Source organism: Calditrichota bacterium (assembly GCA_013151735.1).
Taxonomy (GTDB): Bacteria; Zhuqueibacterota; JdFR-76; order JdFR-76; family BMS3Abin05; genus BMS3Abin05.
Window position 1 is genome coordinate 20,391 of sequence record JAADHR010000027.1, and the last position, 21,765, is coordinate 42,155.

Sequence of the window (21,765 nt, forward strand, 5' to 3'; positions counted from 1 at the left end):
CCAATGGAAAAAAAGTGGTTTATTCGGAATGTGGGATTGTTTTTGGGAATTTGGATGATCGGAGCAAGCTGTTCGGCACAACCTATTCCCACCTTTGACGGCAAACGAGCGTACGCTTATCTGGTAAAGCAGTGTGACTTTGGGCCCCGGAATCCGGGATCGATAGGGCATCGGAAGGCGCAAGCGTATCTGGTGAAAGAATTCTCGAAATATACGGATCGGGTGCGGTTGCAGCCCTTTCCCTTCGTCAATTACAAAGACAATTTGCACCTGACCCTGCACAATATTATTGCCTCTTTTGGACACAAGACCCCCCGGATTCTTTTGGCTGCACATTGGGATACGCGCCCCTGGGCCGATCAGGATCCAAATCCGAAAAATCGAAATACGCCCATTTTGGGTGCGAATGATGGCGCCTCCGGGGTAGCGGTTCTGCTGGAAATTGCCCGCCATCTAAAGGAGAATCCGCCCCCGGTGGGGGTTGACCTGGCGTTGTGGGATGGAGAAGACTCCGGCCGGGAAGGGCATTCCGACGAATATCTTCAGGGCTCCCGCTATTTTGCTCAAAACAAGCCCCCGTCATATGATCCCGAATTCAGTATTCTGCTGGATATGATCGGTGACCGGGATCTCCAGATTTACGAGGAAGGCAATTCGGTCAGTTATGCCCCGGAGGTGGTGAACCGGGTCTGGGGAATGGCCTCAAAACTGGGCTATCCGCAATTCATTCCCACCGTTCGCTACACCATTGTTGATGACCATTTACCCCTTCTGGAAGTGGGTATTCCCAGCATTGATGTGATTGATTTCGATTACCCGTATTGGCACACCCTCGGCGACACCCCGGATAAATGCTCTGCGAAAAGCCTGAAGGTTGTGGGCCAGGTTCTTTTGAATGTGATTTACAGCAAGTAGCCTGCAGTATTTCGGAATTGTTGCCGCGAAGCCGCGAAAAAACAATAGGATAATGTTTTTTTGTTTTGAATGTCTAACGTTGGTTTAGTGGTATTTTTCAATAGCACACTTTTTTGTTTTCAATTCAAGTTAGATTTAGGGAAAAATTAGTGAAACAAGCCACATTTTGGTACAAACTTACGGCTCACGTACCGGAAAACCAACAGGACCTTGCGGGAGCGTTACTTTTTCAGGAAGGCTCCGTCGGATTGGAAAATCTCCCGGAAAAAGTGTGTGCCTATTTCCGGCCGGAGATTTCTATTGAAGCGGTTGTCGAAAATCTTCAAAAGCGGTTGAAAGCACTCAATTTCCCATTTGACGTTCAGGTGGAAAAAATTCCGGCGGAAAACTGGAACGAAAACTGGAAACAGAATTTCAAGCCATTCAAAATCGGCCGCCGCTTTTTCATTCGGCCGTCCTGGGAAACGCTTCCGGCCCAAAGGGACCGGATTGTTTTGACCATCGATCCGGGTCAGGCGTTTGGCACGGGAACCCACGAAACCACCCAACTCATTCTCACGCTTATGGAACCGGTTATAAAGCCGGGGATGTCGCTCTGGGACGTGGGAACCGGCACGGGGATTCTGGCTATTGCCGCGGCAAAATTGGGACTCACGGGCATTCTTGCACATGACACCGATCCGGTAGCGGTGGAAACAGCGCTTAAAAATGCCCGCCTCAATCAAACAGAGACCGCCATTCGATTTTTTGTGGGATCGGCGAACGCCGTGAAGAGGCGGGATTTTGATGTGATCGTGATGAACATTGTGAGCGGGGTTCTTCTTGAACTTCTTCCGGATGTTGTTCCCGCACTCAAGTCAAACGGCTGGCTTTTTCTTTCGGGAATTCTGGCGGAAGAAAAACCTGCCTTTTTGGACCAATTAAAGCTCTATCCGGTCCGGGTTCAGACAATCAAACAGCAGGGTGAATGGATTGGGTTGATGGCCCAAAAGGAGAAAGCGGAGTGAGTGAGCGATTAGCGGCCATTGACATCGGAACCAACACGGTTTTACTTCTTATTGCCGAGGCCTCCGAAAACGGGGACCTTTATCCGGTTTACCAGGCGCAGGGTGTGGCCCGTTTGGGCAAGGGTGTGGATAAAACCGGACAATTGAATCCGGAAAACATGGAAAAGGCCCTTCGGATTTTGGGAGAATACAAAACGATTATCGCCCAATACGGCGTTTCAAGGGTTCTGATTGCGGGAACCTCTGCCCTGCGTGATGCCGTCAATCGGGATGAATTCCTGAGTCGCGTAAAGGAACTGCTGGGCTGGGAGATCCGGGTAATTACCGGAGAGGAAGAGGCGCGTCTGTCGTTTCTCGGGGCCCTTTCCAACAAAGCCCATCTCAAAGGACGGATTTTGGTCGTCGATATTGGCGGTGGAAGCACCGAATTTGTGTGGGGGAACCGGTTGTCATTGGAGGGGCGGAAAAGTCTGAATATCGGGTCGGTTCGTCTCAGTGAACGGTTTTTTAAGCACGACCCGCCTTCGCCTGACGAAATGAAAAGGCTAACCGAGTACGTTGGGACTTCTCTGAAATCTTTACAGGCTGACGTTCCGATGCCGGACCATTGCGTGGGGGTGGCCGGAACGGTCACCACGCTGGCGGCCATGACCCTTCGCCAGACCGAATACGATTCCCAGGCGATAGACGGCTTTCACTTAACGTCCCGGCAGGTTCTGGCACTGATCCGAAAAATGCAGGCCATGCCTGCGAAGGAACGACTGAAACTACCCGGGCTTTACCCCGGGCGCGAGGATGTTATTCTTGCCGGAAGCATCCTTTTGGTGGGAATTATGAAAACATTCAGGCAGGACGAGGTCATTGTGAGTGATCGTGGTTTACGATTTGGGCTCATTTTAGACGATTTGAGGGCACATGGCAAAAAATAAATTTTCCTTGATTTCAACTGTTTTAAAATTTATATTTTAAAACATCTAACAGAAATGAAATCGAAGGAAAAATGAGCAGAAAAATAGCAATAGCCAATCAAAAAGGCGGGGTTGGAAAAACAACCACGGCGGTTAATTTGGCAGCCTGTCTGGCTGTCGCGGAAATTCCGACTCTTTTGATTGACATCGATCCTCAGGCCAATGCAACCAGCGGAATCGGCCTGATTCCAACCGAAATTGAAAAAAGCGTGTATGACGTACTTATCGGCGAGGAAGACATTAATTCAACCATTCAGGCCACGCAAATCAAATATCTGGATATTCTCCCTTCGAATATTCGGTTAGTGGGTGCCGAAATTGAACTGGTGGGAACCATTGCCCGTGAAAAAATCCTTCGATCAGCCCTCTCAAAGCTCGAAAAAGAATACGACTTTATTATTATCGACAACCCCCCGTCTTTGGGACTTTTGACCGTAAATAGTTTAACCGCTTCCGATTCCATTCTGATCCCCATTCAGTGCGAGTATTATGCTCTGGAGGGACTCAGCCAGTTGTTGAATACGATTCGGCTGGTTCAAAAACATCTGAATCCCTCTCTTGAAATTGAAGGGGTTCTTTTGACCATGTACGACAGCCGGTTGAACCTTTCGCGGCAGGTGGCGGAGGAAGTCCGCAATTACTTTGATGATAAGGTGTTTAAAACCGTGGTCACGCGGAATGTGCGTTTAAGTGAAGCCCCCAGTTTCGGCAAACCGATTATTTTATATGATGCCGTTTCTTCCGGTTCGGAAAATTACATGAGTTTGGTACAGGAGATCCTGAACAATGGTCGCTAAATCCAAACGCCTGGGAAGGGGACTGGGTGCACTTATTTCAGACGAATCGGACGCTGCTTTTCTTGGAAATGAAATTCCCCAAAAATTCCAGGAAATTGAGGTCGGGATGATTACTCCCAACCCGTTTCAACCCCGCGAAGATTACGATCCGCAGAGCATGGAGGATCTGAAGCATTCCATTGCCGAAAAAGGGGTCATTCAACCGGTAACCGTCAGGGAAAAGGGGAATCGTTACGAGCTGATTGCCGGGGAGCGCAGACTTCGGGCGGTAAAAGAACTGGGATATGAACGAATCCCTGCCTTTATTATTGAGGTCGATACCGATGACGAAATGCTGGAACTGGCGCTTATCGAAAACATTCAGCGGGAGGATTTAAACCCCATCGATATCGCCCGAGGGTACCAGCGCCTGATTCAGGAGTTAAACCTGACGCAGGAACAGGTGGCGCAAAAAGTGGGTAAAGAACGGTCAACGGTCGCCAATCTGCTTCGATTGCTTAAACTGCCCGAAGGGATTCAGGAAAGCCTCAGACGAGGGGAAATCTCCATGGGACATGCCCGGGCCTTGCTCGGGGTGGAGGATCCAAACCGGCTTCAGGAGATTTGGAAACAGACCGTTCGGAAGAAATTATCGGTTCGGGAGGTTGAGTCCCGGGTGCGAAAAGCCAATCAGGGGGAAGCGGCGAAAATACGTGCGCCGCAGCCGAAATCTCCCCATATTGAAGCAATGGAAGAAAGGTTTCGGGACGTCCTTGGGACCAAGGTGAAAATTATCCCCCAAAAAAATGGGGGCAAAATTGAAATAGAATACTATTCCAAAGAGGATCTTGAGCGAATTTTGGAAATAGTACAGGCTTCCGAAAATGACTATTGATTTTCGTGGGGAGGTTCGTTTCTGACACGGACAGACGATAAAAAAAAGCCCATTTTCACCTTTTTTAAAAGTGTTGCTCCTTAAAAAGTTATTGCTTTTTAGCTATTTTTATTCTATATTGATTCGGTTTGGTAAGAGTCATGGAAAAGAAGAAAAACAGAAAAAAACAGATTTCAATTGTTATCATTCCCAGTAATCGTGACGAACCCATCTCGATTACATTAAAAAGCGGAATGCTTCGTTTTTTGAAAATCGTTGGGGTTTTGCTCCTGATTCATATCGTAGTCGGGGGCATTTTTTATTGGCAATTTGCACGGGTCTATCGCGAACGAAATGTGCTTATTGTAAAGAATCAAAATCTTCTTGAGGAAAACAAAAAGATTTATGATATTTCAAAAAAGTTTGCCGATCTGTCGCAATTTGCCGAAAAGTTAAAAACCTCTCTCGGTGTAAATAATCCGGTGAGCATCGATCATAATGAGACCCGTGAAACATTAAAATCACGGCCACAGGATTTAATTGTGTCGCCGCTGGAAAAGGGCAATGCCTATTCCAGTACAAATTGGAGTGATTTTTCAAGCATTCAGGGGAAACTGGAGTACATTAAAAGCCGAAAGACGGTCCTTCACGATCTGTATGAAAATATGCCAACGCTTTTGCCTGTGAACGGTTTTTTGACCCTGGATTACGACACGTACAACAAAGGCGAATTCCTTCATCGGGAAAGGCATATTGGAATTGACATTGCGGCAAAAGTGGGAACGGTGGTACGGGCGGCGGGCGCAGGAGAGATTATTTTCGCCAATTGGACGCCCGAATTGGGAAATCTGGTCATTATTTATCATGGGAATGACACGTTTAGTTTTTATGCCCATAACCTTCGCATTCTAAAAACACAGGGTTTTGTTAAAAAGGGGGAACCGATTTCCTTGTTGGGAAGTTCGGGTTTAACCAGCTCCGGTCCTCACCTTCATTTTGAAATCTGGAAAGCGGGTGTGCCGGTCGATCCCAAAAAATTTATTCTTGCGCTGCAATCAGAGACATGAGGATTATAAAAAAGAATTCTCGGGAGAAATAGATGTTTAAAGACAAATCGGAAGAATCCTTTAATAATATGGGCGATATTAATACGATTATTGGTAAGGGGACGTCCTTTGAGGGGAATATTAGCGTCCAGAACAGTGTCCGCGTGGACGGGATATTTAATGGAAATATCAAATCCACCGAATCCATTGTTATCGGCAAGGACGGTGAAATTAATGGTGAGATTGAAGTAAAAAACGCCATTGTCGGCGGAAAAATAACCGGCAAATTATTTGCCTCAGGAAAAGTGACGCTTGAGAATACGTCCAGATTTGAAGGCGAATTAAAGACCACCCGCCTGATTATTGATGAAGGAGCGCTATTTAATGGAAATTGCCAGATGCCAGGGGGATCAAACGCGAATGTATCGGGCAAAAAGACGGCTTTTTCGAAAAAGGATGAAGAGAAGGGTCTTCAATCCGACAAAAAATGATGCGTAAATCGCCAACATCCTGGCACAGCACGTGGAAGCAAGTCGGGCCGTATATGGACTTAGGCCTTCGGCTGGTTATTTCGCTGCTTATGGGGATTTTTGGGGGCTACTGGCTGGATCGAAAATTACACACGCTCCCCTTATTTTTATTGATCGGGTTTTTATTTGGGGCTTTTTCCGGATTCTTAAGCATTTATCACACGGTTTTTTCTAAAAAACAGAAGTGATGTTTATGTGTAAACGCTCATTGCTTGGGCAGTTTTTTTGCGTAACCGCACTTACATTTTTGGTCATTTGGTTGCCGTTGTTCTTGTGGAAAGGGCGGCAATTTTTAATAACGCCTTTTGTGAGTTTTTTGATTAGTTTTTCGGTAATTTTATTTGCCTATTACATGAATCAGTGGGCCTTTCAAAAAAGCACAAAGGTGTTTTTTCGCGTGTTGCTTGGGGGAATGGTGGCCCGGATCGTGATGGTCGTTGTCCTGATCTTTTTGGTGTGGCAGTTTTTTCATTTTTCAGCGACACTTTTTCTGATATCACTTATCGCTTACTATCTGATTTTTCAAATAATAGAGGCGAGATTTCTTCAGAAGCAGATGCAAAAAAGACCGTCCGCGTCCGACTGAGCGGCGGAAAGGCGGAGGGGTCTGAAATGCGAAAAGGGTTCTTAACCATAAACGTGGATAAATTTGGTTTGCGACAATGATTTTACATACGATGAATGCCTTGCTTTTGATGGCGGAAGAGTCTGTTGAACACGGTGGAAGTCGTGCCGGTTTTATTCTGGAAGAAGTATCTGATCATGTACTTATAAAATTACCGACCGTTTTGGGCGTCGATCTTTCCATCACCAAAATGGTGTTGATGATGTGGATTGCGGCCGCGTTTTTAATTGTTCTTTTTGGTTTATCCTTTCGAAAAAAACAGGTGGTTCCCAAAGGATGGGCCAACTTCTTGGAAAGTATTGTGGTATATCTGAGGGACGATATTTTGCACCCCTATCTGGGTGAGAACACGTCCCGTTTTTCTCCCTACATTTTAACGGCCTTCTTTTTTATTTTGATATGTAATCTGTTGGGTGTGATACCCATGGGGACAGAGGCCACGTCCAATGTAAGCGTGACCGCAACCCTGGCTGTTTTTACGTTTCTAATCGGGCAGGGTGCCAGTTTGAAAAAATTTGGAGTGATCGGTTACATTAAAAAATTTGTCCCCCCCAACATACCGCTTTTTGTGATTCCCATTATTTTTATTGCAGAAGTCATGGGCTTATTTACCAAACATTTTGCATTGGCCATTCGTCTTTTTGCCAATATGATTGCGGATCATTTGGTCGTTGTTACCGTCATTGGGTTGATTATTATTTTTAATAGTTATGCCGCGGTGCCGATTTCACTTGGGATGGGTGTGGCCGTTGAGCTTTTGGTTATTCTCATTGCATTTATTCAGGCGTATATTTTTACCATGCTATCAGCGGTTTTTATTGGACTGGCTCTTGAGGAAGAGCATTAACCGGAAGCGGTTCAGGAATGTAGATCCTTTTTGGAAAGTGGAGTCATCAAAATAACAGAAGAAACAAGGAGGAAAATATGTCGTCATTATCATTGGCTATGGCCTATCTGGCTGCAGGATTGGGTGCGGCTGGCGCCACAATCGGCGGTGGAATTGGTATTGGAAAATTGGCAAGTGCCGCTATGGAAGGTGTGTCCCGTCAACCGGAAGCCGCCGGCGATATTCGCGGAATGATGATTTTGACCGCGGCCATGGTGGAAGGAATTGCCCTGTTTGCAATTGTGGTTTGTATTTTATTAATGTTCATGGCGAAATAATAACTGGGTGGGATTATGCTATTAAATGTTAATCCTGGTCTGATTTTTTGGACAATCGTTACATTTTTGCTTTTGCTTTGGGTGCTCCAAAAGATTGCCTGGAAGCCCATTATGAGTGCGCTCGAAAGTCGGGAGCAGCGGATTCAGTCGGCTATAGACGAGGCTGAAAAAAATCGGCAGGAAGCTGAAAAGAAACTGGCTGAATATCAGCACATGATTGAGCAGGCCAAAAAGGAGTCCCAGGAAATTGTAAACAAAGGGCGCAAAACGGCGGAAATGCTCAAGAATGAGATTGTCCAGAAGGCCGATGAAGAAGCCACGCGGTTGATTGAAAAGGCCCGGCGCGAAATTTCATTAGAGCGGGAAAAGGCTATTGAGGACATCCGAAAACTGGCCGTAGACCTTTCTCTGGATGCGGCGTCGAAGCTGATTGGAAAATCGCTCACCGATGCCGATCATAAACAGATTGTAAAGAAGTATATCCAGGAGATGAAACTGTCATGATTGGATCCAATGCTCTGGTGCGCCGATATTCAAAAGCCTTGTTCCGAGTGGCGGTTGAAAAAAAGAGTCTGGAAAAAATAAGCCAAGACCTGGCCATTTTTAATGATGCCTTGCGGATGAATCCGGATTTTCATCGTTTTCTCTTGTCACCGGAAATTTCTCGAAAGGAAAAAGAAAAGGCGGTGGAAAAGCTTTTTGGCGATCAGCTTTCGGCGGAATTTTTTAATTTTATTCAGATCCTTCTAAAAAATGGCCGGCAAAATTTTTTCCCGGATATGGTTCAGGAATTTTATCGCTATCAGGATGCCTATTTTAATCGGATTAACGTTCGGGCAACGACAGCCATTCCGCTTTCGGAGGATGAGTTAGATCTTATCCGGAGCCGGTTGTCGAAGGAGTTGCAGAAAGACATTGTGATTCAGCCCGAAATTGACCCTGAGATTTTAGGCGGCATTCGCCTTCGCATCGATAGTACGGTTTTCGATGCCTCTTTGAAGGGTCAGTTGGTGCGGATGCGGTCATTTTTGGCCGAAGCTCCGCAAAATCAGAATAATTAAATCGCACAAGCGATCGTGGTTTGACACTAAAATAGGGACTTCGTTCTAATCCGGAAGATTCGATTGGTGCGAATCTGGAAAAAGTGGAGGTTTATTCATGAAGATTAAGCCGGATGAAATTACATCGATTATTCGGCAGAGAATAGAGAGTTTCGACTACACAGTAAACGTCGAAGAGGTTGGCGAAGTTATTTACGTGGGCGATGGAATTGCACGTATCTACGGCCTGGAAAATGTGATGGCGGGCGAGCTGATTGAATTTCCCGGCAATGTGTACGGCATGGCATTGAATCTGGAAGAGGATAACGTGGGGTGTATCCTTTTCGGAAGCGACACACACATTCGCGAAGGAGATTCCGTTCGGCGGACCGGCCGTATTGTGGAAGTTCCCGTGGGAGAAGACCTTCTGGGGCGTGTGGTTAATCCTCTGGGGCAGCCGATGGATGGAAAAGGCCCGATTAATGCCAAGAAATTTAATCCCATCGAACGAAAGGCCCCCGGTGTGATTTACCGGCAGCCGGTGAAAGAACCCCTGCAAACCGGATTGAAGGCCATCGATTCGATGATTCCCATTGGCCGCGGGCAGCGTGAATTGATTATTGGCGATCGCCAGACGGGTAAAACAGCCATTGCCGTCGATACGATCATTAATCAAAAAGATTCCGATGTGTTCTGTATTTATGTGGCCATTGGTCAGAAGGGGTCTACCATTGCGAAGATTGTTCAAACGCTTGAGGATAACGGCGCAATGGATCATACCATTGTCATTGCCTCCATGGCCGAACAACCGGCTCCTCTGTTGTACATCGCTCCCTATGCCGGAGCCGCCATGGGCGAGTATTTTCGTGATAACGGCAAACATGCCCTTATTATTTACGATGATCTGACCAAACACGCCTGGGCCTATCGTCAGGTTTCACTGTTGCTGCGTCGCCCGCCCGGACGCGAGGCCTATCCCGGCGATGTATTCTATCTGCATTCCCGCTTGTTGGAACGCTCGTCCAAACTGAGCGATGATCTGGGGGGTGGTTCCCTAACCGCTTTTCCTATTATCGAAACTCAGGCCGGTGATATCTCAGCCTATATCCCAACCAACGTTATTTCCATTACAGACGGGCAGATTTATCTGGAAACCGATCTTTTTTATGCAGGTTTTCGCCCGGCTATTAATGCCGGTTTGTCTGTATCCCGTGTGGGTGGAAATGCCCAGATTAAGGCGATGCGGCAGGTAGCGGGTCGGTTACGGTTAGACCTGGCCCAGTTCCGGGAATTGGAGGCGTTCGTGAAATTTGGTTCGGACCTGGATAAAGCCACCATGGATCAGATTATTCGCGGGCAGCATATTCGTGAAATTCTGAAACAGGATCAATACCAGCCCTTGCCCGTTGAAAAGCAGATCGCTATTATTTATATGGGAATCCACGGCTATCTGGACAAAGTGCCTCTGGAGAAGATTAAGGACCTTGAGAAAGATTTTTATTTGTTTCTCGATTCCAATTATCTCGATATTTTAACCGATATCCGTGAAAAAAAGGTTTTGGACAAGGACCTGGAAGCGCGTCTGGATAATGCCTGTCAAGAATTCATCAAAACCCAGTCGTTCGAGGGCTAAAAATGGCAACCCTTCGCGATATTCGACGACGAATTTCAAGTGTTAAAAGCACCCAGCAAATCACCAAAGCCATGAAGATGGTGGCGGCTGCAAAATTGCGCCGGGCGCAGGAGAATATTCTGAAAACCCGTCCCTACGCCTACCGGCTCAATCAGGTTCTGGGGCATGTGGCTGGGCTGGTGGATCGCAGCCTGCACCCGCTTCTGGAAGAACGGGAGGCCCAGCGCGTGGGCTACGTGGTGGTAACCGCTGACCGCGGGCTGTGCGGGGCGTTCAATCAAAACATTCTTCGGAAATCAACAGAAGAGTTGGAAAAACAGCTGGCCGGCGGAAAAGAGGTCTTTGTTATCGCGGTGGGGCGGCATGCCCGGGATTATTTTCGGCGTCGATCTTATTCCGTGATTCATGAATATTCGGACTTCTTTAATCATCTGGAGTTTGCGCATGCCACCCGTATCGGAGAGGAAATTATCCGGTTGTTTTCGCAGCGTGAGTTGGATCATGTGTTTCTGGTGTACAATGAATTTAAATCGGCCATTCAGCAGAATTTGACGGTCGAACAATTACTCCCGATTCAGCCCGTCAAACCAGACCTGGGAATGCGAAAGCTGGAATACATTTACGAACCCTCACCGGATAAAATTTTGGAGAGCCTGTTACCCAAACAGATTAATATCCAGATGTGGCGGGTTCTGCTGGAATCCAACGCAGCTGAACAGGGTGCACGAATGACGGCCATGGAAATGGCGACGGACAATGCGACTGAAATGATTGATCGCTTGACGCTTCATTATAACCGCGTCCGGCAGGCTACGATTACGAAGGAGATCACGGAAATTGTTGGAGGCGCCGAGGCGCTGAATCAGTAATTCCTTTAATTCCCCTGTCCTTCCACAGTGCCGGGGAATTACCAAAAAATGAGAAGGTTAATCGTTACTAAAATAGTTTCATTCAATTGAGTTCAAACGAACAAGAGGTTTTTGTATGAATCAAGGAAAAATAGCGCAAGTTATTGGACCCGTTGTAGATGTCAGTTTCGAGGACGGCAAACTTCCCTATATTTACAGTGCCCTGCACGTAAAACGAGAAGATCAGTCGACGCTGGTGCTGGAAGTGGCTCAACATTTGGGGGATCGGATGGTTCGTACGGTGGCAATGGATTCTACGGACGGCTTGGTGCGCGGGATGGCTGTGGAAGACACGGGTGGCCCCATTACGGTACCGGTTGGCATGGAAGACCTGGGACGCATTCTTAACGTTATTGGTGAACCTATCGACGAGGTTGGCCCGGTCAAAACAAAAAAGCGATACCCTATCCACCGGGATGCTCCAAAGTTTGAAGACCTGGAAACCAAGTCGGAAATTTTGGAAACCGGAATAAAAGTGATTGACTTGTTAGAACCCTATTCAAAGGGTGGAAAAACCGGTCTGTTCGGGGGAGCCGGCGTGGGGAAAACGGTTATCATTATGGAACTGATCCGAAATATCGCCACCGAACACGGCGGGTATTCGGTATTTGCCGGTGTAGGGGAACGAACCCGTGAGGGGAATGACCTTTGGCTGGAAATGCGGGAATCGGGTGTGCTGGAGAAAACGTCCATGGTTTTTGGACAGATGAATGAACCTCCCGGTGCCCGTATGCGAGTGGGCCTGACCGGCGTGACCATTGCAGAATATTTTCGGGATGAAGAAGGCAAAGACGTGCTTCTGTTTATTGACAATATCTTCCGGTTTACTCAGGCCGGTTCGGAAGTGTCCGCTCTGTTGGGCCGGATGCCCTCAGCCGTGGGCTACCAGCCCACGCTGGCTACAGAAATGGGTGCCCTGCAGGAGCGCATCACCTCGACCAAAAAGGGATCCATTACATCTGTGCAGGCCATTTACGTCCCTGCCGATGATTTAACCGATCCGGCGCCGGCCACAACCTTTTCACATCTGGATGCAACAACCGTTCTCTCCCGGCAAATTGCAGAGCTTGGAATTTACCCGGCCGTGGACCCACTGGATTCTACGTCGCGTATTCTGGATCCGAAGGTCGTGGGCGATGAGCACTATCAGGTGGCCCGGGATGTTCAGGGTATTCTGCAGAAATTTAAGGATTTGCAAGATATTATTGCGATCCTCGGAATGGAAGAATTGTCAGAAGACGATAAAATTATTGTGAATCGGGCCCGGCGCATCCAGCGGTTTTTATCGCAGCCGTTTTTTGTTGCCGAACAGTTTACCGGAATACCCGGCCGGTATGTTAAACTTGAAGACACCATTAAAGATTTCAAGGCGATAGTCCGGGGTGAATACGATGATCTTCCGGAGCAGGCATTTTACATGGTTGGAACCATGGAAGAGGCGATCAAAAAGGCACAAGAAATGAAATCGAAATAGAGACAATCATGAGTGAACAGGATAAAAAATTTACCCTTGAAATTTTAACACCGGTGCGTATCGTCTACAGCGGCGATGCCACATACTTGCGGGCACCGGGAATTGAGGGCTCTTTTGGGGTTTTGGCCAATCATATTCCATTTTTGACGGCTCTGGATATTGGGGAGATTGAAGTCGAAATTGGAAACAAGAAGCGATTTTTCGCAACCAGCGGCGGTTTTGTAGAGGTTTTGAATAATACGGTTTCTGTTCTGGCTGAGACAGCCGAACCAGCCGAAGAAATCGACGTACAACGGGCAAAACAGGCAAAAGAGCGTGCAGAAAGACGATTACGTGAACATTCGGCGAATATCAATATGACCCGCGCACATGCGGCGCTTACCCGTGCGTTAACCCGCCTGAAGGTTGCTTCAAAGGAGTGAACAAACTTTTCTGAACAGCGCTCAATTCCAATAAAGAAATTTATCCAAAAAGCCGATAATCGTAAATGAGTTTGTCGGCTTTTTTATGATCGGAGAATTTTACACCCTGAAATAGAGGCTTGGGGGGGATTTTACGGAAAATCCTGTTGATTATTTCGAAAAAAAAGCCGAAAGAATAATAACCCTTAAAACTCTAAAGAATGGTGCATTCAATGATTTCGAAGAAGAATGGTTCGGCAGCGTCTGGAGTCCAGAAATCTCACGTTCAAAAACTTACCCTCATAATCACATTTCTTGTTCCGATTCTTTTTTGGGCCAACCTCAGCTTCTCACGTGCTCCCGATAAAGCTCGCCTGGAAAAACAATATGAAGCCCACGTCTGGAAAATGATCGACGAAAAAACCAGCGATTTTTATTACGACATGGTTTATAAAGAGCAGTTCTTAACCATTATGATGGATAATCTGGTTGACGAGCTAAAGGTACGGAAAAAGGAAAAGCAGCCTATTTCTCAGATTTTTGACGCTCTTGTGACCCATGACACATCCGGGGATTCAGACTCTTTGATTCAAGCGTATTCTCAGGAGATTCGCCGCGTTCTGGGGCTGATGGATGAACTAAAAGGACTGGAGAAAAAGGCGGATCAGGAAAATGACCGCTCCGTTCGCGCCCGTGCCGAGGCCATCAAGAATGATCTGAAGCAGGCCATTGAAGGAAATACCCGAAAATCATTCTCAAAAACGGATCCATTATCCAAATCCCTTATTTCCGAATACCAAAAAGAAATAGACCAAATACTCGCCATTTTTAAGGAATTGGAACATTATGAGGCCCTTGCGCGAGCGGAAAACAATCAAGTTGCCCTTTCTGAAATTGCCCGGGAAAAATCTCGTTTAGAGCAGGTCCTCAGCAGCCAGGTGTCCCAATCGGATAACACGCTGGAAGCCCAGTATTTTAAGGAAATGGAAAATGTGATCAGTGTTTTGTACCAATTGGATCATTTCCGGTCCCAGGTAAACCCGGACGAGGAAGACCTGTTGTTTAAAATCGATGCCCTGAAGGAAGAGGTACTGACAAATGTCGATCGCAAGCTGCTTCGGGTACTCGGATATACGGATTTTGCGCTTCTTCCCAGCGAATCCAAATTTGATGAATTTCTGGAAGAATGGAAGGCCACGCAAATCTTTAATTATAAAATCAAACTGACGCGCGTGCGATTATTGCGCCAACGGCTAATTCAAGATTCCAATCTGGAACAGCTAAACCGCATGTTTCGCCGGGATTTAGCCGATGCCATTATGAGCTACAACCGGGAAGAATATCCCCTGGCCGAATTGGAATTCAGGGAACTTCTTGCGGAATATCCCTTCCAGGATATGGAAGATATCCATTACCGTCTTGCGGAAATTTATATGGCCCAGGGAAAGTATGAAAAAGCCAAGCGAACCTTTGATTATGTTATTCAGCACTTTCCGAATTCAAAATATGTAAACGAGTCGTATTTCAAAATTCTGTTGATCACAGAGGCTCTTCACCAGAACGATCAATATTTTAAAGCCTTCAAAAAATTGCAAGCCCGCTATAAAAACACTCCAAAAGATGCGGTTTTTGAAAAAGCCTACTATTTGACAGGCTATGTTTACTTTAAGAAGGAAAATTACGATTTGGCCATTGCCACACTTCGGGCAATTCCCGAAAACTCCGAGTATGCCCTTTCGTCGGAATTTTTGTTGGCCAGCGCATACGCCGGAGAACAGCGCTACCGCTCGGCAGCAAAAATCTTTCGCAAATTGGTGGCCGAAACAAAAAAGAGGTCATCGGATCCACGGGCGAACCTTATCAAAAATAATTCTCTCTTAAAGCTCGGAATGATCTATTATGAAAATAATGAACCCAAACTGGCCTTGGACTATTTTAGTCGGGTCTCTGAAGGTGACGGGGCCTATCAGGATGCACTGATTGGAAAAGCATGGGCAGAATTTCGTGAAGGGCAAATTAAATATACCGTAGAGGATCTGGACCGATTATTCTGGAATTTCATGAGCTCGAATACTGTTTACGAAGCCAAAACGCTTTCTGCCCATTGCTATAAAATGATGGGAGACCCCGCCCGCGCCGCCCGGGATTTGCGTTATGTGGAAAATGCCAAAAAGGCGCTGGCCATTCTGACGGGAAAAAACAAGGAACGAGAAACGCTGGCCAGACGTCTTCAGGAATTGGACCAGATTCAGGAAGATGCCCTGAAACGGGGCGACCGGCTTCGGTTTCAGGAAGTTGTGTACCTGAAACAAAAAATCAGAAGGATAATGGAAAACACCTATCCCTCCGGTAAACCGGGCCTCTACATGATGGATGAATTTGAAATGGAGCGGCAGCGTCTGGAGGACCTGGTGGGCGACCTGGAAACCTACCAGAAGATTGTTCAGAAATTGGGATACCGGGATTTAACCAAAAACATCGGCAAAACAAAGAATCGTTTACTTGCGATTTTGGGAAACTATTCCCCGCATAAATGGGCGGGGGAAACGGATTTTCTGTCCAATTATCCGTTTCTTCAGAGGCAGAGCATGCTTCGCTATAAGAACAAGGTGCTTTCTGAAATGTTGGCCGAAATTCAATCGGAATTAAACCAGGTTCAGGGCGATCAAAAAGAGGTCGAGAAATTGGTCGCTGAAGCCCGGAAAAAAGGAGATATAAAATCTCTTGTTCGGCTCGATTTTAACGGAGAAAATCTGGATAATATTTCTGACCGCCTGGAGGAATATGTTGTGTATTTAAATGGTGAACTGGATGATTCGCCGGAAGAAGATATTCAATATTATGCCGACTTTAGTGGTTTTGGTGTCAGCGACATCGACTTTGTTCGGCTCCAAAATATCGATGAAAAGATAAAAAACTATTACGATTACATCAGCCTGATCAACAACGCTCTGAATATTCAGCAATTGGCTTTGAAAGACCGCATTTACACCATGAGCGATAGTCTTCGTCACGTGCAGCAGCGTCTGGAAGAAAAACGGAAGGAAGACTATCGAAAAGCCATAACTGCCTATTTTAATCAAGGATACTTTGTTTCCAAGAGTCAGGAACACGCGGTCCAGCAAGAATCCCCGCGACAAACACAGGATCAGGGCATACAAGAGCTGCTGGATAAAAAATATCCCACGGCGAAAACTCCGGTGGAAAGCAAAGTCTTGATTAATAAAAAGAAAAAATAAAACGTTAGACGACAGCACTATAAAACGAGAGTAATTGCATGGAAAAGCGCAGATTCCAGGGATGGAAAGTGGCCGTTGTATTCTTAATTATGAGCCTCATAATATGTTGGGGCAAAATAGGTTTTGCCCAGGAAACACTTATTGAAAAGGGTGAAAAATCATCCTACCAAACGCTGCTGGATTCACTGGTTAAGACATTTTCCGCCGAAGATTTAATCAAGTTTCGTGAGTTTTATCAGAACGAAATTAATCGTCTGCAGCGTGAAAAAAAACTCCTCCGTGAGAAAAATATTCAAAATGTTGAAAAATTACTCACCGAAAATCCCAATAGCCATTTTATCGACAAAATTTTACTGCGTTTGGGAGAGTTTTATTTTCAGGAAGCCGAAGAAACCTTCCTGAAACAGATGGATGCCTACGACAAAGCCTATTCGGAATACGAAAAGGGGCTGCGCCCCAATCCCCCGGATGAACCCAAAGTGGATTACTCCAAGGCACTGGAAAAATACCGTCTGATTGTCGATAATTTCCCCAACAGCAGTTTATACGATGATGCTCTTTATAATTTAGCCTACATCCTCGGCAAACAGGGGAAATCGGTAGAAGCTGTGGGTTATTATCGTGAGATTGCTTCAAAATTTCCAAAAAGCAAATACGCTCCGGAAGCCCTCATGCAAATCGGGGAATATTATTTTAGTCCCTCTGTGAGAAATTACGATGAGGCGATTAAATACTACAAACTGGTTCTGAAATATAAAGACACCCCTCGTTATGATGAAGCCCTGTATAAAATCGGATGGGCAAATTACCTGAAGGAAGATTTCCCTGCCGCGATTGCGTCGTTTACGACAGTTGTTCAAGATATCGAAAAAACAAAACCGGTGGATTACCAGGGCCTCTATTCCAACCCCTCTCTTGAAAACGAATCACTCGATTACATTGGCATTTGCTTCCACGATTACGGCGGCCTTGACGAGGCCTTAAGCTATCTGGCCGATTTAAAGTATCCAGACTACGGCGTGCGGATTCTCAAAAAACTGGGGGATGTTTACAAAAATAACGAAGAGAAATTCCTGAGAGCCATTGCTACCTATGATGCCATTCTGCATTATTATCCGGATACACCTCAGGCCCCTCAAATCCAGAATGCGATTGTGATGTCGTTCAAACGACTGGAAGACAACAACGGCGTTTATCGGGCCCAGCGAGAGATGTTCCTGAAATATCACCCGGGAAGCCAATGGGCGCAGGCGATGGAGAAGAAAATTCCCAATCCGCTTCTGCGGAGAAAAACCATTCGGGAAGCAACCGAACTGGTGAAGAAAACGATGCAGGAAAATATTAACCGGCTTCTTACCGATGCGGAGAGAGATTCTTCTCTGGACTATTATCAACAAGCGGTGAAAAACAGCCGCATCTATTTAAAATATTTCCCGGATGATTCATTGGCCTACACGATTCACTGGAATATGGCCGTTGTTCTGGATACGAAATTGAATGAGGATGAAGAGGCCTTTAAGGAATATGAGAAAATTGCCTTTGATTACACCAAGGACAAATATCGAAAGGATGCCGCTCAAAATGCCATCGCTGTGGCCAATGAAATTTTGGAAAAGCATCATATTAAGCCCCTGAAAACAGCGGCCGACGATACCAGCAAGATCAGTGACTTTCAGAAGATGGCCGCTCGTCAGAAGGGAGCAGCCGGTCTTCAGGCGGTCAACCCGGATACCCTGAATGCAGATGAGCGGCGCCTGATTGAGGCCTACAATAATTTCATCAAGCTCTTTCCGCAGGATAAAGATGCCTCGGTGGCTCTGGCCAATGCCGGAATTCTGTTCTACAATAAGAAGCAGTTTGAAAAAGCCCTGAGATATTTTAACACCCTCATTCAACGCTTCCCGAATAGTCCGGAGCTGACCCAGGCGCAATTTACGGCTATGGAAAGCTATTTTGGAAAACAGGATTTTGTAAGCGCCGAATTAATGGCCAAAAAAATTCAATTAAGCAAAAACGTACCCGAAGCAGTGAAGAAGAAGGCCATTCGCCGCATGTCCGAGTCAATTTTTCTGCACGCTCAGGCGCTTGCAGACAGCGGAAATCATCTGGCAGCCGCCAAAGAGTATCGGAGGGTTGTGAAAGAAGTGCCCAACGCCAAATTTGCCGATTTGGCCCTCTATCAATCGGCTGTGGAATATGATAAGGTTTCGGAATACAATCAGGCCGTTGAAGTTTATCAGTATTTAATTGATCATTTTCCTTCATCCAAATATTACCTGGATGCCATGAACAACCTGGCACTGGATTATGGCGAATTGAAGGACTATAAATATGCGGCCAATACCTATGAAAAGCTCTGGAAAGCCACGCCGGATTCTGCAAAAGCGCAGGATGCGTTGTACAACGCCAGTTTCTTTTCGGTCAAGGCTAAGGATTGGCGAAATGCGATCCGGATAAACAAGCAGTACGTGAAAACATATCCCAAATCTGCTGATGCGGAAAATATGTTTTACAATATGGCCGAATATTATTTAAAACTGGATGATCTGGATCAGGCCAATAGAATCTGGGATGAATTTGGAACCAAATACCCGGATTCGCCCCGGGGTGTGGAGACCTTTTTCAAGCGCGGCGAATATTTTATGAACAAGGGGGAACATGATCAGGCCATTGCGGAATTTGACCGGGCGCTGAAGCGAAACTCAGAATTGAAAACAAAAAATCTTAAAACGAATGATTACTACGCAGCAGAAGCCCTCTTCTTAAAATCGGAATTAATGTACAATGACTACAAAAAAATCCGGTTTACTCTGGCGAATATGGAGGCTCAAAAAAATCGGAAAAAAGAGCTGTTGAATCAATTGGTTTCTCAGTATGAAGAGGTGGCCGCCTACGGCACGATTCGGTTGTACGAAGCCACCTACGACATTGGAAAGGTTTACGAAGAATTCGCCAATGCCTGGGATTCCCAGGAAATTCCTCAAATGGACGAAACCCGTCAGATTGTGTACCGAACAAAAATTCACCAAACGTCCGCACAATTATACGAAAAAGCCCACAATTCCTACCGCTCAGCGTTTGTTCTGCTGAGAAAGCTTGAGATGGCCAGCAAACCGTCTGCACCGGATTCAACAGCCCTGGCGGACACAACGGGTAAAGATTCAACCCAAAATCACTCGATTCGCGTGGCTGAGAAGGACAGTACCCTTCGGGTCATGAAACGCTGGGTAAAGCGTTCGGGTGAAAAGACCTCCGAGATGCTTTACCGGATTGCCGATCTGAATTTTGCTTCTATTGAACAAATCTTGTCGGCGCCCATTCCCGGGGGCCTGGACCCCGTGGCCACACTGGAATACAAAAATCAGGTGTATCTAAAAGCAGTTAAGCCGACGGTGGATAAAATTGTTCAGGCCCATCTCCGAAACATCAATGAAGCCGATTCACTTCAATTGGAGAATATGTGGGTGGCTCGTTCGCGGCAAAAGCTGCTGCAGGTCTTTAAGATTCTTCCGGCAAAATATTACCAGCTGGCAAAAGGCACAATCGATACTTACCGGAAAATGAAGCATCAGTACTATTATATTATGACGAAGGGAACAGATGCTGAAAAGGAGGATGCCCTTAATTTAGCCGGGGATTTGTTGAATGTGATCGAATTGGGGAAAAAGTACACGCAAATTATGACGCGTTTTTACCAGTGGGAATTGGATAATTTTCTTAAACACAATTTCCCGGAAAAATATGCGGAACAGGGAATCAATGACTATCTGGAAAACACCTACGATATAGCCGACACCTACAAACTGGAGGCGGATTCGGCACGGGCACTAAAGGACTATTTTTCGGCCTTGAATCAAAAGGACCCGATGCCCGAGTATGAGGACGCCATTTACACCTATTCGGATAATTTTAATTCGTTACACGATGCGGCACTTGAGATTGCCGCAGATGCATACGATTACAAGAAATCCCATAATTTACAAAGCCTGGCAATTAGCCGCATTTCCAGTCTTCTTATCGAACTGGATCCCGTCACGTACGCCAAAGAATTCGCGGTGTCTACAGATTCCGTTTATATTCCGGCGGATAGCACGTGGCTGGTCCGTACAGCCGTTGATTCCAACTGGATCCAGAACGATGCCCCGGATTCCTCCTGGCTGCATGCAGAAAAAATGGCCTGGGATTCCACCGGGAAAGCCCTGTTCCCGGGGCAGGTCGCTTACAGCATGAATATTCCCATGGAACTGGATACCGTGTTTGCGGATACCTCTGCAGGGGATTCCGTACAAAAAGCTGCGTCCAGGCCCTTTCATCTGGTACCCAAACAACCGTATCCGGGCGAGTTGTATTTCAGAAAACACGTCGAAATCAGCGACATTCCGGTGTCTGCCATGCTCAAAATTCAGGCGGACGACAACATGGAAATTTTCCTAAACGGCGTAAAGGTTTTCCAGGAAAAGGCCGATACATTAGGGTGGAAGCAAGCCTTCCCTGTGAATGTGAATGAGTTTATCCGGCAAGGAGATAATGTGGTAGCCATTCACGTAACAGACACAGACAGTACCCGGAAAGGCATGCGGGCGATCTTTCAAATCCAGCTCCTGCGAAAAGCAACGATTCAGAAGGTGAGTCAGTCGGTTAAGCAGGAAGAAATTAATTATGAAAAAGAGGTTGAAAAACAGGCCTTTCTTCTAAATCATGTGCTCAAGCCCTAAGTCACTAAAGCAGAACGGGCGCTGCTTGTCGGCCGTTTTCTCATCCGGCCTTTTCGAAAACGCCGGGAAGCAAGAGTTTAACAGAGGATGCAAAAATGAGATACCTGGTTGCCGTGAGTTTGGCCGTATTGGTCAGTATGTTTCTATCTACCGGGACGGTGAATGCTCAGGAAGCCCCGTCAAAAAAGAAGGCGGCGCCGCCCAAAACATCAAAGGAATTGGTCCTTAAAGCGCTTCATGTGGAGGCACATATTGAGAAACCGAGTGTTTCCATTGTTCCCAAGCGAATTGAGCCCAAGCTAAAAGAAGTGGAATTCATCCGCCGTTCTTTCAGCAAAGAAATAAAAAACGTGCCCCGAGAACTCCTCTATATGGAGATTAAAAAATCGAAGAGCAAGCAGATGGCAGAGGCACGCGAAATGTTGCGAAAAGAACGAAAATAACATCATT

At 46.3% G+C, this 21,765-nt stretch carries 20 protein-coding genes; all 20 read left to right on the forward strand.

The annotated features are described in order from the left end of the window. The first annotated feature begins 3 nt into the window (after nt 1–3). The 20 genes from GXO76_01810 (at nt 4) to GXO76_01905 (ending at nt 21,758) form a co-directional block, all read left to right on the forward strand. Complete coding sequence (locus tag GXO76_01810; protein ID NOY76584.1) at nt 4–915, forward strand: M28 family peptidase; 912 nt, start codon at nt 4–6, stop codon at nt 913–915. Between the two features lie 149 nt (nt 916–1,064). After that, complete coding sequence (gene prmA / locus GXO76_01815; GenBank protein NOY76585.1) at nt 1,065–1,922, forward strand: 50S ribosomal protein L11 methyltransferase; 858 nt, start codon at nt 1,065–1,067, stop codon at nt 1,920–1,922. Further along, nucleotides 1,919–2,851 carry a Ppx/GppA family phosphatase gene (locus tag GXO76_01820; GenBank protein NOY76586.1) on the forward strand — a complete coding sequence of 311 codons (933 nt, stop codon included), beginning with the start codon at nt 1,919–1,921 and terminating at the stop codon, nt 2,849–2,851. The genes prmA and GXO76_01820 overlap by 4 nt, the downstream gene beginning before the upstream one ends. A 71-nt stretch (nt 2,852–2,922) precedes the next feature. Next, a complete protein-coding gene (locus tag GXO76_01825; protein NOY76587.1) occupies nt 2,923–3,687 on the forward strand; it encodes a ParA family protein in 765 nt (254 codons plus the stop codon). Continuing rightward, nucleotides 3,677–4,561 (forward strand): ParB/RepB/Spo0J family partition protein, encoded by an 885-nt coding sequence (locus tag GXO76_01830; protein ID NOY76588.1) that lies wholly within the window; start codon nt 3,677–3,679, stop codon nt 4,559–4,561. The genes GXO76_01825 and GXO76_01830 overlap by 11 nt, the downstream gene beginning before the upstream one ends. Before the next feature lie 140 nt (nt 4,562–4,701). Next, the gene (locus GXO76_01835; protein ID NOY76589.1) at nt 4,702–5,607 is read left to right on the forward strand and encodes a M23 family metallopeptidase; all 906 of its coding nucleotides are present in this window, start codon (nt 4,702–4,704) and stop codon (nt 5,605–5,607) included. Between the two features lie 32 nt (nt 5,608–5,639). Then, nucleotides 5,640–6,077, forward strand: coding sequence for a polymer-forming cytoskeletal protein (locus GXO76_01840; protein ID NOY76590.1), 438 nt, complete (start codon nt 5,640–5,642; stop codon nt 6,075–6,077). Nucleotides 6,078–6,130: 53 nt separating this feature from the next. After that, nucleotides 6,131–6,304, forward strand: a complete 174-nt coding sequence (locus tag GXO76_01845; GenBank protein ID NOY76591.1) for an AtpZ/AtpI family protein — start codon at nt 6,131–6,133, stop codon at nt 6,302–6,304. Between the two features lie 172 nt (nt 6,305–6,476). Next, nucleotides 6,477–6,782, forward strand: coding sequence for a hypothetical protein (locus GXO76_01850; GenBank protein NOY76592.1), 306 nt, complete (start codon nt 6,477–6,479; stop codon nt 6,780–6,782). After that, nucleotides 6,779–7,588: a F0F1 ATP synthase subunit A gene (atpB, locus tag GXO76_01855; protein ID NOY76593.1), complete on the forward strand. Its 810-nt coding sequence runs from the start codon at nt 6,779–6,781 to the stop codon at nt 7,586–7,588. Before GXO76_01850 ends, atpB begins: the two co-directional genes overlap by 4 nt. A gap of 77 nt (nt 7,589–7,665) precedes the next feature. Continuing rightward, nucleotides 7,666–7,905 (forward strand): ATP synthase F0 subunit C, encoded by a 240-nt coding sequence (atpE, locus tag GXO76_01860; protein ID NOY76594.1) that lies wholly within the window; start codon nt 7,666–7,668, stop codon nt 7,903–7,905. Nucleotides 7,906–7,920: 15 nt separating this feature from the next. Next, entirely contained in the window at nt 7,921–8,409 is a 489-nt protein-coding gene (gene atpF / locus GXO76_01865) for a F0F1 ATP synthase subunit B (protein NOY76595.1), read from the forward strand. Further along, entirely contained in the window at nt 8,406–8,966 is a 561-nt protein-coding gene (gene atpH / locus GXO76_01870; GenBank protein ID NOY76596.1) for an ATP synthase F1 subunit delta, read from the forward strand. The genes atpF and atpH overlap by 4 nt, the downstream gene beginning before the upstream one ends. Before the next feature lie 97 nt (nt 8,967–9,063). Beyond that, nucleotides 9,064–10,578, forward strand: a complete 1,515-nt coding sequence (locus GXO76_01875) for a F0F1 ATP synthase subunit alpha (GenBank protein ID NOY76597.1) — start codon at nt 9,064–9,066, stop codon at nt 10,576–10,578. Nucleotides 10,579–10,580: 2 nt separating this feature from the next. Then, nucleotides 10,581–11,447 carry an ATP synthase F1 subunit gamma gene (gene atpG, locus GXO76_01880; protein ID NOY76598.1) on the forward strand — a complete coding sequence of 289 codons (867 nt, stop codon included), beginning with the start codon at nt 10,581–10,583 and terminating at the stop codon, nt 11,445–11,447. 115 nt (nt 11,448–11,562) lie between these two features. Beyond that, on the forward strand, nt 11,563–12,960 hold the full coding sequence (atpD, locus tag GXO76_01885; protein ID NOY76599.1) for a F0F1 ATP synthase subunit beta: 1,398 nt from the start codon (nt 11,563–11,565) through the stop codon (nt 12,958–12,960). 8 nt (nt 12,961–12,968) lie between these two features. Beyond that, nucleotides 12,969–13,382 carry a F0F1 ATP synthase subunit epsilon gene (locus GXO76_01890; protein NOY76600.1) on the forward strand — a complete coding sequence of 138 codons (414 nt, stop codon included), beginning with the start codon at nt 12,969–12,971 and terminating at the stop codon, nt 13,380–13,382. Nucleotides 13,383–13,594: 212 nt separating this feature from the next. Then, a complete protein-coding gene (locus GXO76_01895) occupies nt 13,595–16,600 on the forward strand; it encodes a tetratricopeptide repeat protein (protein NOY76601.1) in 3,006 nt (1,001 codons plus the stop codon). Nucleotides 16,601–16,638: 38 nt separating this feature from the next. Continuing rightward, on the forward strand, nt 16,639–21,315 hold the full coding sequence (locus GXO76_01900) for a tetratricopeptide repeat protein (GenBank protein NOY76602.1): 4,677 nt from the start codon (nt 16,639–16,641) through the stop codon (nt 21,313–21,315). Nucleotides 21,316–21,410: 95 nt separating this feature from the next. Beyond that, nucleotides 21,411–21,758 carry a hypothetical protein gene (locus tag GXO76_01905; GenBank protein ID NOY76603.1) on the forward strand — a complete coding sequence of 116 codons (348 nt, stop codon included), beginning with the start codon at nt 21,411–21,413 and terminating at the stop codon, nt 21,756–21,758. The last annotated feature ends 7 nt before the right edge of the window (nt 21,759–21,765 follow it).

Coding starts and splice junctions, on each gene's coding strand:
- atpH (NOY76596.1), top strand. CDS start 8,406: ATGATTGGATCCAATGCTCTGGTGCGCCGATATTCAAAAGCCTTGTTC.
- atpB (NOY76593.1), top strand. CDS start 6,779: ATGATTTTACATACGATGAATGCCTTGCTTTTGATGGCGGAAGAGTCT.
- GXO76_01835 (NOY76589.1), top strand. CDS start 4,702: ATGGAAAAGAAGAAAAACAGAAAAAAACAGATTTCAATTGTTATCATT.
- GXO76_01905 (NOY76603.1), top strand. CDS start 21,411: ATGAGATACCTGGTTGCCGTGAGTTTGGCCGTATTGGTCAGTATGTTT.
- GXO76_01830 (NOY76588.1), top strand. CDS start 3,677: ATGGTCGCTAAATCCAAACGCCTGGGAAGGGGACTGGGTGCACTTATT.
- GXO76_01810 (NOY76584.1), top strand. CDS start 4: ATGGAAAAAAAGTGGTTTATTCGGAATGTGGGATTGTTTTTGGGAATT.
- atpE (NOY76594.1), top strand. CDS start 7,666: ATGTCGTCATTATCATTGGCTATGGCCTATCTGGCTGCAGGATTGGGT.
- GXO76_01895 (NOY76601.1), top strand. CDS start 13,595: ATGATTTCGAAGAAGAATGGTTCGGCAGCGTCTGGAGTCCAGAAATCT.
- GXO76_01890 (NOY76600.1), top strand. CDS start 12,969: ATGAGTGAACAGGATAAAAAATTTACCCTTGAAATTTTAACACCGGTG.
- atpD (NOY76599.1), top strand. CDS start 11,563: ATGAATCAAGGAAAAATAGCGCAAGTTATTGGACCCGTTGTAGATGTC.
- GXO76_01840 (NOY76590.1), top strand. CDS start 5,640: ATGTTTAAAGACAAATCGGAAGAATCCTTTAATAATATGGGCGATATT.
- GXO76_01900 (NOY76602.1), top strand. CDS start 16,639: ATGGAAAAGCGCAGATTCCAGGGATGGAAAGTGGCCGTTGTATTCTTA.
- atpG (NOY76598.1), top strand. CDS start 10,581: ATGGCAACCCTTCGCGATATTCGACGACGAATTTCAAGTGTTAAAAGC.
- atpF (NOY76595.1), top strand. CDS start 7,921: ATGCTATTAAATGTTAATCCTGGTCTGATTTTTTGGACAATCGTTACA.
- GXO76_01845 (NOY76591.1), top strand. CDS start 6,131: ATGGACTTAGGCCTTCGGCTGGTTATTTCGCTGCTTATGGGGATTTTT.
- GXO76_01825 (NOY76587.1), top strand. CDS start 2,923: ATGAGCAGAAAAATAGCAATAGCCAATCAAAAAGGCGGGGTTGGAAAA.
- GXO76_01875 (NOY76597.1), top strand. CDS start 9,064: ATGAAGATTAAGCCGGATGAAATTACATCGATTATTCGGCAGAGAATA.